General features: G+C 39.3%; 11 protein-coding genes. 7 read left to right on the top strand and 4 right to left on the bottom strand.

The genetic code is table 11. From position 1 onward, the window contains the following. Positions 1–2: 2 nt before the first annotated feature. From MKY30_RS09865 to MKY30_RS09850, 4 genes are all read right to left on the bottom strand, one after another. Positions 3–1013, bottom strand: a complete 1011-nt coding sequence (locus tag MKY30_RS09865; protein WP_246528990.1) for a LacI family DNA-binding transcriptional regulator — start codon at positions 1011–1013, stop codon at positions 3–5. A gap of 270 nt (positions 1014–1283) precedes the next feature. Then, entirely contained in the window at positions 1284–2696 is a 1413-nt protein-coding gene (gene xylE, locus MKY30_RS09860) for a D-xylose transporter XylE (protein WP_341083741.1), read from the bottom strand. An 89-nt stretch (positions 2697–2785) separates the two neighbouring features. Beyond that, complete coding sequence (locus MKY30_RS09855) at positions 2786–3598, bottom strand: sugar phosphate isomerase/epimerase family protein (protein ID WP_256705666.1); 813 nt, start codon at positions 3596–3598, stop codon at positions 2786–2788. Then, positions 3598–4641 carry a Gfo/Idh/MocA family oxidoreductase gene (locus MKY30_RS09850; RefSeq protein WP_042531762.1) on the bottom strand — a complete coding sequence of 348 codons (1044 nt, stop codon included), beginning with the start codon at positions 4639–4641 and terminating at the stop codon, positions 3598–3600. Before MKY30_RS09850 ends, MKY30_RS09855 begins: the two co-directional genes overlap by 1 nt. Positions 4642–5087: 446 nt before the next feature. Here MKY30_RS09850 and MKY30_RS09845 point away from each other — a divergent pair, with 446 nt between their 5' ends. From MKY30_RS09845 to iolE, 7 genes are all read left to right on the top strand, one after another. Next, complete coding sequence (locus MKY30_RS09845) at positions 5088–5900, top strand: DeoR/GlpR family DNA-binding transcription regulator (RefSeq protein ID WP_256705664.1); 813 nt, start codon at positions 5088–5090, stop codon at positions 5898–5900. 2 nt (positions 5901–5902) lie between these two features. After that, a complete protein-coding gene (locus tag MKY30_RS09840) occupies positions 5903–6292 on the top strand; it encodes a tautomerase family protein (protein ID WP_341083730.1) in 390 nt (129 codons plus the stop codon). An 85-nt stretch (positions 6293–6377) separates the two neighbouring features. Next, entirely contained in the window at positions 6378–7835 is a 1458-nt protein-coding gene (locus MKY30_RS09835; RefSeq protein WP_445667715.1) for a CoA-acylating methylmalonate-semialdehyde dehydrogenase, read from the top strand. Positions 7836–7928: 93 nt separating this feature from the next. Next, positions 7929–8747, top strand: coding sequence for a 5-deoxy-glucuronate isomerase (gene iolB / locus MKY30_RS09830; protein ID WP_341083729.1), 819 nt, complete (start codon positions 7929–7931; stop codon positions 8745–8747). A gap of 97 nt (positions 8748–8844) precedes the next feature. Continuing rightward, complete coding sequence (iolC, locus tag MKY30_RS09825) at positions 8845–9825, top strand: 5-dehydro-2-deoxygluconokinase (RefSeq protein WP_341083728.1); 981 nt, start codon at positions 8845–8847, stop codon at positions 9823–9825. A gap of 29 nt (positions 9826–9854) precedes the next feature. After that, entirely contained in the window at positions 9855–11771 is a 1917-nt protein-coding gene (gene iolD / locus MKY30_RS09820; protein ID WP_341083727.1) for a 3D-(3,5/4)-trihydroxycyclohexane-1,2-dione acylhydrolase (decyclizing), read from the top strand. A 22-nt stretch (positions 11772–11793) separates the two neighbouring features. Continuing rightward, on the top strand, positions 11794–12696 hold the full coding sequence (gene iolE / locus MKY30_RS09815) for a myo-inosose-2 dehydratase (protein ID WP_341083725.1): 903 nt from the start codon (positions 11794–11796) through the stop codon (positions 12694–12696). Positions 12697–12767: the final 71 nt, after the last annotated feature.

Here is a 12767-nt window from a genome sequence, read left to right as displayed (position 1 = left end):
TATTACTGCCGGCCTTCCCCCACTGTCCCCCGAATCACTAACTTTGGAGCCAACACAATCCGCTGCTTCACTTTTTCCGTTCCGTTTATTTCCTCTACTAAAAGCTGAACAATTTTTTCAGCCATCTCCTCCGTCGGCTGCGCAACAGTTGTTAACTGCGGGTAGCACATTTGAGCCAGAATAGAATTATCAAAACCAACAATAGATACATCATCAGGAATCATCAGACCTGCTTCCCGAACTCCTTGCATGGCACCAATTGCCAAAGGTTCTGTAGATGCAAAAATTGCCGTTGGCGGCTCTTGCATGTTAACCAGCTTCCCAGCTGACTGCGAAGCATCCATAAAGCTGGAATTATCTATTGAAATAAGTGATTTGCTCGCTTCCATTTGCTCATCCTCCAACGCCTGCTTATACCCGTCTACCCTTGCCTTTACAGATGAAAAATACATATCCTCTGTTATCATCGCAATCCGCTGATGACCTTTTTTTATTAAATAAGAGGTTGCTTCATAAGCTCCTAAATAATCATTTACTAAAACTGTATTCAAAGGCAGCGAAGGAACTTCCCGGGATAAAAGCGCAATAGGAATATTACTGTTTTTCAACTCCTGTAACGCCTTCGCATTTTTCAAGCCGGTCGCAATAATAATACCATCTACATATTTTTTACGAAGAATAGCAATATACTCTTTTTCTTTAACAAGATTATTATCTGTACTGCAAACAATTAAGCTGAACCCATATTTGCGTCCATTATCTTCAATTTTCCTGGCAATTTCTGCAGAAAAAGGATCAGCGATAGATGGAATTAATAATCCAATTGTTTGCAGCCTTTTCTGCAATGCAGGTGCAGCAATTGGCTGATAACTTAGCTTCTGCATACTTGCCTCTACTTTTTTCTTCGTTTTATCTGCAATACTGCCCGTGCCGTTCATTACTTTAGAAACGGTGGAAATAGAAACTCCAGCCTCTTTAGCTACATCATAAATTGTCGGTCGCTTCTCTTTCAAGAACATTTCCCTACTTTCTTATCATGTATCGTTTTCTTATCATAAGTAACTTTAATTCTACAGTAAACAACCTGAGTACGCCATAGATGTAAACCGGTTCTTATTTCACTATTCTTTAAAATCATTAGAAAACTTGGTTGTCAACAGGCCTTTAGGTGACAACCTTAGTTACACTTATGCAGTAAGAAAGTTTATACTTTCTTACCTGCTAAAAAAGCCTGATATAGTCGCAAACTACACCAAGCTTTTTTTCCATTCTATCTTGTTTCCCTACACAGCTTTGTTCTGCTGCGAGTTCGCCTGTTTATCTTCCCAATACTTTTCAATTTCTTCTAATGTTTTCCCTTTCGTTTCAGGGACAAGCTTTAGAACAAACAATAGTGCGAGTACACACATAACGCCATAGAATGTATAAGCAAATCCTGCCCCAAATTCTAATAAAGAAGGGAATGTGGAAGATATTAATAAATTCGAACCCCAGTTTGCTACAACGGTGATTGCCATAACCTGGCCTCTTACCTTGTTAGGGAACAGCTCTGAGGCTAATACCCACATCAACGGACCAAATGATAGATTATAGAATGCCACAAAAATCAAGATAAAGATAAGTGCACCAATCCCCATTTGATCAAGATATGCCAGTGCAGTAACACCGAACATTCCTACAGCCATACCAATAGAGCCTACAATCATTAACAATCTTCTTCCGACTCTGTCAACCAACAGCATTGCAATCAATACAAAGATAAAATTAACGATTCCGATGATCACCGTTTGAAACATGGAGCCATCTGAACTCGCACCCATTTCCGCAAAAATTCTTGGAGCATAATATAAAATAACATTGATGCCCACAAATTGTTGAAAAGCAGCTAATAAAATACCGACAATAACAACTAATTTTCCATAAGAAAACACTCGAACATTTTTTACATCAACGGTTTGTTTGATTTCTTGATAAATTGCGTTTGCCTTTTCCTTCGAGTTATTCACTTTTTCAAGGATTGTCAGTGCTTCTTGATCTTTATTTTTAGAGATTAAATACCTTGGTGTCTCCGGAACAAGGAATAACAATCCAAAGAATAACAGGGCTGGTATTGCCTCTGAAGCAAACATATATCTCCAGCCTACATCATGAATCCAGCTTAATTCCTGCCCTGCCGCGATTCTCCAGTTAACGAAATACACAAAAGACATCCCGAATATAATTGCTAAATTATTTAATGTTACCAATTTCCCTCTAATATTCGCGGGAGATGTTTCACTAATGTATAAAGGTCCAAGTCCCGACGCTAAACCTACGCCGATTCCACCGATAATACGATAAAAATTAAACATAATGAAAAGTCCCATTGTCTGGTTATCTTTCGTAAAGAATAGAAATTCAGGATAAGCCGATAACAGAGCAGAAACGAAGAATAATACAGCAGCTACTAACAGGGAGTTTTTGCGTCCAATTCTGTTAGAAAGAAATCCGCTGATTAACCCTCCGACAATACAACCAATTAACGCACTGGAAACGGTTAATCCATGTGCGAATGTCCCTAGGCCGAGACTCTCCATAAAATACACTTGCAAGGATTGCTCAGCTCCAGAAATAACAGCTGTGTCATAACCAAACAATAATCCTCCTAAAGCGGCAATCAATGTTAATGTAACAATATATCTTGTATTTTTCTTCATGTATTTACCCCTCTTCCCCTTTTTAAATACCTTCCCGGAAAGCGTTGTCATTCATATGAAGGAAACAGCGCCTTAAAAGCGCTGAAACCTTAGTATTTCTCCCATTCTTTTAACTGTTTTAATGACGCACGATAATATGCTGTAATAACACCTAAGTAGTCTCCTTCTTTCACAGGAGTAAAAGGATTAGGTCCGGCAGCTGTCATTTCCATAATCACAGGACCTGTATAACCGATTTCTCCTAAAACAGCTACCTGTTCTTTTAAATTTGCATGTCCATTACCAATAGCTTGTCTATTGGAGTCAGCAATATGATAAACGCCCAAATTTTCTCCGGCATCCTTCAACGCTTGAACAGATGAGCTTTCTTCAATATTCATATGATAAGCATCTAATAAAATAGTAAGATATTTACTTTGAACCTCATCTATCAATTTTTTTGCTTCTTTTGACGTGACTATTTGATGATTTTCATAACGATTAAGCACCTCATAAACAATAGGCATTTCGAGTTCTTCTGCTTTTTCTACTATTTGCTTTGTACTTTTCACAAGCAATTCCCAGTCTTTATCCGAGTTACCTGAACCTGTTATTTTCCCAACTTCACCATGAAGACAAATTCTACCTGCTCCCAGCTCTTTAGCCCAGATTAATAATTCCAGAAAGTAATTAACAGCATCCACTCTGACTTTTTCATCAATACTTGAAATATCAACATTATCCGGTGTCACAGATAAAGCCTTTAAGTTATATTCTTTCAGTAATTCTTTTATTTCCGCAGGGTCATCCTCTAAGTTTCCTTGCACTTCAACACCATCTACACCAATCTCTTCCGCAAGCTTTATCTTTCTCTGTGTATCTACATCTCCAAATGTCCATAAGCATAGCCCATATTCTCTCATTACATTGCTTCCTCCTTTAACTGTAATGAAATAACATCTTCTACTTTTACAGGAAGTCCTGTTTTCACAGACTCAATACTTGCCAGCGCCAAATACAATGCCCATTCTGCATTTTCAATAGATACTTTTGGCGTTACTTCTTCATTTTGTACCGCTTTCACAAAATGCTTTAATTCATCAACATATGCATCAAATAAAAGATCCTGATCATATCTGGTAGTTTGGTAGCTTGCTCCAGCTGTATTAAATTTTTGCATGCTGGATGTTTTGATATCTCCTAACGTAATCATTCCTTCCGAACCAAATACTTCCGCACGTACATCGTATCCATATTTAGCCTGAAAGCTGGCATCCGCTACCGCAATACATCCATTATCAAACGTTATCGTCACCACAGAAGTATCCAATAATCCGTTTTCCTTCAAATCCGGCCGGATAAGCGCATCTGCTTTCGCATATACTTCTACCGGTTTCGCTCCTGGATTTAAGTACATCAACGTATCAAAATCATGAATCAATGTTTCTAAAAATATCGTCCATTCCGGTTTCTTTTCTGGACCAGAAAGCTCTGGATCTCTCGTATTTGAACGAAGCAGCTGTACGTCCCCTAGCTGTCCATCAACAATTTCTTGATGCGCTTGTTCAAAACCCTTTTCAAAACGACGATTAAAACCAACTTGGACCGGTACAGGATTTTTCTTTGCAGCTTTTTTGATCGCTTTCATCTCTTCTATCGAAACTGCCATTGGCTTTTCACAGAAAACGGGCTTTCCATGTTCAATCGCTTGAATAACATTTTCCGAATGTGTTCTTGCTGGAGAAACTATCACAATGGCATCTACTTCAGAATCTTGAATTAAATCTAACGGATTTGTATAAATTTTAGCTTCTTCTCCAATATGTTGTAATACGTTTTCAGCAGATTGTGGAAATGGGTCTGCAATCGCATACAATTTCGCCCCAGGAATACGCTGCGCAATTGTTTGGCCATGAAACGCCCCCATTCTTCCAGCACCTATCAATCCTATATTTAATGTTTTCATAAAAATTCACCCCTTCTTTAGGAAAGTGTTTTCCTTATGACGATGATTATAAACAGGCTTTCAATTCATGTCAATATTAATTTATACAAAATAAATTAGAAATAAAACAAACTATACAGGAAAACACTTTCCCTTTTTTCACCTTTATTATTAGCAAAAAACTCGTATTAGCTCTTCTAATGCCCAAAAAGAAGACAAACCAAAGTCTATCTTTCTATTTCAGTATGTCATTTTTGTTCTAACAAATTTCATAAACACAATCTACTGCTCTTCTGCAGAGCAAATATCTCAATAAACATTAACTTACCCATCCTTCTAAAAGAAAACGCATCCAAAAACACCGTCACATCAACAAAACAATAAAATGCTCAAATAAATTATAAACTTTTGGTCATTTCTTGTTAACTTTTTGGATTCCTTGTGTTATACTCGATGTAAGAAAAGAGGTGATCAACATCAAATCGAAGCGTATCGCTGCATTACAAGAATATATTACGTTCAAGCAAAGAGCTTCTTATGATGAACTCGTTGATAAATTTGCAGTTTCTAAAAATACTATCCGTAATGATGTGCAGGAGTTATGTAAGACCGGTGACATTGTTAAGGTTCATGGCGGAGCAGCTGTTAATCAGCCTGCTGAAAAAAAACAGCAAAACAAAGATATCACCAAGCCTTTAACCTCCTTCACTTACCGGCAGACAAAGAATCTGCCAAATAAACAAAGGATTGCGGAACAGGCTGCCAACTATATTCAAGATGGGGACATTATTTTTATAGATACGGGAACAACCGTATTAGAGCTCATTAAATATATTCAGGACAAACAAATCACGATTGTAACGAATAATATTGATTTCATCCTGAGAACGATGCCTTATGAAAACCTTACTGTTTATAGTTTGGGAGGCGCGCTTAACCGCAGAACGCAGTCGTTTACAACGATTCAGGCACAGGAAATTCTAAAGAATTATAATATTAACAAAGCATTTTTAGCTGCTACTGCGATTTCTATCAAAAATGGCGTAACGAGCTCTATTCCTGTGGAAAGCGAATTGAAATCTTATATAGCGGAACAAATCGAGCAGAAGCTGTTGTTAGTTGATCATCAAAAATTCGATAAAGTCGCTTTAACTACTTATTGCAATCTGAACCAGCTGGATTATCTGATTACAGACCAGCGCCCTGGTCAAGCATATATCGACTATTGTAAGAATTATAACGTCGAGCTTGTTATTGCAAATCAAAATGAAGGAGTGTAGAGATGCCCCTAATTAAAGTTGATTTAATCAAAGGTCGAGAACCGGAGGAAATCAAACAAATTTTGGATGTGGCGCATCAGGTTGTTTTGGAAGCGTTTCATGTCCCTGAAGGTGATCGTTACCAGGTTGTGACACAGCATGAACCTTATGAAATGATTATGAAGGACACCGGGCTCGGCTTTGAGAGAAGTGATAACGTCATCCTTTTTACCGTCATCAGTACACAGCGGACGGACAAGATGAAGAAAGACTTTTATCAGCTTCTGACAGAAAGGTTAGAGCAGTACTGTCAGATCGATCCAAGGGATGTCATGATTACCTTTGTTACGAATGGCGCCGGGGAATGGAGCTTTGGATTTGGCAAGGCACAATTTTTAACCGGTGACCTCTAGCATTTTTCAACTAAGTTATCTATTTTCTCTAAATTTTTCAGAGAATAAAATATAAATCTACTATATTAAAGGAGGACATATCCTAATGTCTAAAAAACTAAAGAACTTTATCAATGGTGAATGGGTCGAAAGTAAAACAGATAAGTATGAAGATGTTTATAATCCAGCAACAAAAGAAGTATTAGCACAAGTGCCAATCTCTACTCCAGAAGATTTTGAAGATGCTGTGCAGGCTGCTCAGGCTGCTCAAGAAAAATGGAAAAAAGTATCTGTAGCCAAACGTGCCCGCATTCTATTTAAATATCAAAATCTATTAGAAGAGCATAAAGAAGAATTAGCAAAATTAATCACGCAGGAAAACGGAAAAAGCGTTGGCGAAGCATTAGGCGAAGTTGGTCGCGGAATTGAAAACGTAGAATTCGCTGCCGGTGCACCGACATTAATGATGGGTGATTCTCTTGCAACGATCGCAACCGATGTAGAAGCTACCAACTATCGTTATCCTGTAGGAGTTGTCGGCGGGATTGCGCCATTTAACTTCCCAATGATGGTTCCATGCTGGATGTTCCCAATGGCAATCGCTTTAGGCAACTCCTTTATCTTAAAACCATCTGAAAAAACACCTATTCTTGCAGCCAGACTTGCGGAATTACTAGATGAAGCTGGTCTTCCTAAAGGTGTATTCAGTATTGTAAATGGTGCACATGATGTGGTGAACAGCATTTTAGACCACCCTGCTGTAAAAGCAGTATCCTTCGTAGGCTCTAAGCCTGTTGGAGAATATGTATACAAACGCGGAAGTGAGAACTTAAAACGCGTTCAAGCATTAACTGGTGCAAAAAACCACTCTACTGTATTGGCAGATGCTGACTTAGACTTAGCTACAAAAGAAGTAATCAGCGCAGCATTCGGTTCAGCTGGAGAACGCTGCATGGCCTGTGCTGTTGTAACTGTAGAAGATTCCGTTGCAGATGAATTTATCGCAAAATTAAAAGAAGCATCTGACAACATCAAAATGGGTAATGGCCTGGATGAAGGTGTCTTCTTAGGACCAGTTATCCGCGATGAAGCAAAACAACGCACACTGGGTTATATTGAAAAAGGAATTGAAGAAGGTGCTACATTAGTTCGCGACGGACGTAACGAACAAAATGAAGATGGCTACTTTGTCGGACCAACTATTTTTGACGGCGTATCTCAAGACATGTCCATTTGGAAGGATGAAATTTTCGCACCTGTACTATCTATCGTACGTGTGAAAAACTTAAAAGAAGCTGTTGAGTTCGCAAACCAATCTGAATTCGCTAACGGTGCTTGCCTATTTACTACAAGCGCATTATCTGTACGTTATTTCCGTGAAAACATCGATGCAGGTATGCTAGGAATCAACTTAGGTGTACCAGCTCCGATGGCATTCTTCCCATTCTCTGGATGGAAGTCTTCTTTCTACGGTACATTGCATGCGAACGGAAAAGACAGTGTAGACTTCTATACTCGTAAAAAAGTAGTAACTGCTCGCTACTCTGAACCAGATTTTTCATAATTCATTAAAGTAGATTACTAGATTTTAAATAAAACATGAGGCTGGACTTTTTATTCCAGTTCCAGCCTCCTCCCATATCGAAAGGAGTTCTTTATGAGTCATTTATTAAGAAAACCTGAAAATAATAAATTAGCAGACGGCGTAACACTTGTTCATGAAGTGACAGAAGAAAATTCCGACCTTCATTATGTCGGTTTTAAAGTAGTAGATTTAGAAGCCAATACCAGCTATGACGAAAAGCTGACGAACTTAGAACTTTGTGTTGTCGCATTAACCGGAAAAATTACCGTCACAGATGGCTATCAAAGCTTCTCTGATATCGGTACCCGTGAAAGTGTATTTGAACGTAAACCGACAGACAGCGTTTATGTTTCCCATAATAAAACAGTTACGATTACAGCTAACACGAAAGCTCGTGTAGCATTATGCTTTGCTCCATCCGATAAGGAACTGCCGACCAAGCTGATCAAAGCGGAGGATAACGGCGTAGAGCATCGTGGTAAGTATAATAACAAACGGCAAGTGCACAATATTTTACCGGACTCTGACCCTTCCGCAAACAGCTTGCTTGTTGTAGAAGTGTTTACAGAAACAGCTAACTGGTCCAGCTATCCTCCGCATAAGCATGATCAGGACAATCTTCCAAACGAGTCCTTCTTAGAAGAAAGCTATTATCATGAAATGGACCCTCCACAAGGGTTTGTTTTCCAGCGTGTTTATACAGAGGACCGTTCTTTAGATGAGACCATGGCTGTAGAAAATGCCAATGTTGTTCTTGTTCCTAAAGGCTACCATCCAGTAGGCGTGCCAGACGGCTATGCCTCTTACTATTTAAATGTCATGGCCGGGCCGGAACGCATCTGGAAATTCCATAACGAAAAAGATCATGAATGGATTATTGATCGAGACTAATCATTTTTGAATCGTCCCCCTCTCCTCTATTCTTATAGAAAGAGGCGAGGGCGATTCTCCTATGAAAATAAACCGTAATGAAAAAGGAGCGAAATGCATGGCACTTACATTTAATCAAGATAGAGAATACGATATTATTGCGATTGGCCGCGCTGCGATTGACTTGAATGCAAACGAATACAACCGTCCGATGGAAGAAACAATGACTTTCACAAAATACGTTGGCGGTTCTCCGGCAAATATTGCTATTGGCAGTTCAAAATTAGGGCTGAAAGCTGGATTTATCGGCAAAATCTCAAAAGACCAGCACGGAAACTTTATCAAAAAATACATGGAGGAAAAAGGGATTGACACCTCTCATATCGTTTACGATACAGAAGGACATAAATCCGGACTTACTTTCACAGAAATTCTAAGCCCGGAAGAATGCAGCATTTTAATGTATCGTGATCAAGTAGCAGATCTTTATTTAGATTCCACCGAAGTAAGCGAAGATTATATCAAAAAAGCGAAAATCCTTCTTGTTTCCGGTACCGCACTGGCACAGAGCCCTTCTCGTGAAGCGGTATTGCAAGCAGTTCAATATGCAAAAAAGAATGATGTCAAAGTTATCTTTGAATTAGATCACCGTCCATATACATGGAAATCTGCTGAGGAAACAGCAGTATATTACTCTCTCGTTGCAGAGCTTTCCGATGTCGTTATCGGTACGCGTGACGAATACGATGTGATGGAAAACCTGGATTCAGAAGGCGACAATGAAAAAACAGTCCAGCACTTATTCCAGCATAATACCGAGCTTGTTGTCATCAAGCATGGTGTCGACGGTTCCTATGCCTATGAGCCAGATGGTACCGTTCACCGCGGACAGGCATACAAAACAAAAGTGTTAAAAACATTTGGCGCAGGCGATTCCTATGCATCTGCATTTCTTTATGCACTTGTTACAGGAAAAGACTATGAAACTGCATTGAAATTCGGCAGTGCATCTGCTTCCATCGTTGTCAGCAAGCACAGTTCTTCCGAAGCGATGCCGACTGTAGAAGAAATTGAACAGCTTATTCGCGAGCGTTCTTAAATTTAGATACGAAAGGTAGGTTGAATAAAATGGGTGAAAAAATCCGTTTAACTACTGCACAAGCATTGGTAAAGTTTTTGAATCAGCAATATATTTCTGTAGACGGCGTAGAAACGCCTTTTGTAGAAGGTGTTTTCCATATTTATGGCCATGGAAATGTTTTAGGCTTAGGAGAAGCACTTGAAAATAATCCTGGACGTCTAAAAAGCTATCAAGGAAAGAACGAACAAGGAATGGCACATGCAGCAACAGCTTTTGCCAGACAAAATCTCCGTCAAAAGATTTTTGCTGTGTCCGCATCTGCAGGACCAGGCTCAGCGAATATGGTAACAGCAGCTGGAACTGCTTTTGCAAATAATATCCCGGTGCTATTCTTACCAGCAGATACATTTGCCACCAGACAGCCCGACCCTGTACTGCAGCAATTAGAGCATGAACACAGTACAGATTTAACAACCAACGAAGCATTCAAAGCTGTTTCAAGATATTGGGACCGTATTGATCGTCCGGAACAGTTGATGAGTGCGTTAATCCGAGCATTTGAAGTATTAACGAATCCGGCAACAACTGGACCAGCAACGATTTGCTTACCTCAGGATGTAGAAGCGATGGCATATGATTATCCAGTCAGCTTTTTCAATAAACGCGTTCACTATGTCGACCGTAAATTACCGACGCAGCGCGAATTAGACGGAGCAATTGCCGCTATTACACAAAGTAAACGCCCAGTCCTTTTAGTCGGCGGTGGTGCTAAATATTCAGAGGCAAGAGAGGAATTAGTAGCGCTTTCCGAAAAAGCAAATATTCCAATCGTAGAAACACATGCTGGAAAATCAACGGTGGAGTTTACCCATCCAAATAATCTTGGCGGAAATGGTATTTTAGGTACTTCCGCTGCGAACAAAGCAGTGATGAACGCCGACTTGATTATCGGAATCGGTACAAGATATACAGACTTCACGACATCATCCAGAACGTTGTTTGACTTTGATAAGACAACCTTTTTAAATATCAATGTAAACCGCGGGCAAGCATATAAGTTTGACGGTTTTCAAGTAGTTGCTGATGCCAAAGCAGCACTACAATTGATCAATAAAGATATTGGGGACTATCAATCAAGTTATGGAGAAGAAACAACCTCATTGAAACAGGAATGGGAGAAAGAACGCAATCGCTTAGCTGCAACTAAATTTAATCGCAATGATTTCACGCCAGAAATCGTGGATCATTTCAACCAAGAAATTTTAAATGACTATGCAGATGCGCTTCAAACAGAATTAACACAAACCGAAGCCTTAATTAAAATCAATAATGTTATCGATGGTGACGCCATTGTAATCTCTTCAGCAGGATCCCTGCCAGGAGATATGCAGCGTATATGGAATGCAAATGTAGCAAATACATTCCATTTAGAGTACGGCTATTCTTGTATGGGGTACGAAATTGCCGGAGCTTTGGGAACAAAATTAGCGAAGCCTAAACAGGAATCATATGCAGTTGTAGGAGATGGAAGCTTCTTAATGCTTCATTCTGAAATTGTAACAGCTCTTCAATATGATAAAAAAATCAATCTGCTGCTGTTCGATAACTCCGGGTTTGGATGTATCAATAACTTACAAATGGATCACGGAAATGGAAGTACAGGAACAGAATTCCGTAATGTGAATAACGAAATCATGAATATTGATTACCGTAAAATCGGTGAAGGATATGGCTTAAAAACCTATTCTGTCAATAACCTGGAAGATTTAACAGCAGCTGTTGAAGACGCTAAAAAGCAAACGGTGTCCACGCTGATTGAAATAAAAGTTCTGCCAAAAACAATGACAGACGGCTACGATGGCAGCTGGTGGAATGTTGGGGTAGCAGAAGTTTCCGAAAAGGAAAGTGTACAAAAAGCTGCCGCGGAAAGACAACAAATTCTTGATAATGCAAGACAATATTAATGGAAGCTGGATGTGATGACTTATGGGAAAGCAGGATATCCAATGGGGAATTGCCCCAATCGGCTGGCGTAATGACGATATGCCCGAAATTGGAAAAGATAATACACTATCGCATCTTTTAAGCGATATCGTTGTAGCAGGGTTCGAAGGCACAGAAGTCGGCGGCTTCTTCCCTGATGCAAAAACCTTAAAAAAAGAAATAGATCTTCGCAACTTAAAAATTGCCGGACAATGGTTCTCCAGTTTTATTGTTCAGGATGGAATTGAGAAAACATCTGAAGCTTTTCACAAGCATTGTACCTATTTAAAAGAAGTGGATGCTGCCGTTGCTGTTGTTTCCGAGCAAACATACAGCATTCAAGGATTGTCCAAAAATGTTTTTGCTGATAAACCAACTTTTACAGATGATGAATGGAATCAGTTTACAAAAGGTCTTGATGTGCTTGGTGAAATAGCTGCCAGTTATGGTTTGAAGCTTGTTTATCACCATCATCTTGGAACGGTTGTCCAAACATTAGAAGAAGTCAATCGTTTAATGGATAATACAAATCCAAACGTTGTTCACCTACTGTATGATACGGGGCACATTTATGCTTCTGATAAAGAATATATGCCATTATTGGAGAAACATATCAATCGAATTAAACATGTGCATTTTAAAGATATTCGAGATGATGTTATGAAAACAAGCGAAGAAAATGGCAACTCATTCCGCTCTGCCTTTCTCGCTGGCATGTTTACCGTTCCCGGTGATGGCTGCATCGACTTTAAAAAAGTATATGATAAGCTGCTGGAACATAACTATCATAGCTGGATTGTGATTGAAGCGGAGCAGGACCCGGAAATTGCTCACCCGCTTGAATATGCTTTAATGGCCCGCAAGCACATTGATGAGAACGTATTGAACGAAAGAATTACAAAATAAATGGGGAGGTTCACTTTAAAATCAACTTTTTAAAGTGAACATCCTGACGAAAAACAAACTTGTTTATGCCC

The organism is Oceanobacillus sp. FSL W8-0428 (assembly GCF_038004405.1).
Lineage (GTDB): Bacteria > Bacillota > Bacilli > Bacillales > Amphibacillaceae > Oceanobacillus > Oceanobacillus sojae.
This window is presented reverse-complemented; position numbering and strand designations above follow the sequence as displayed.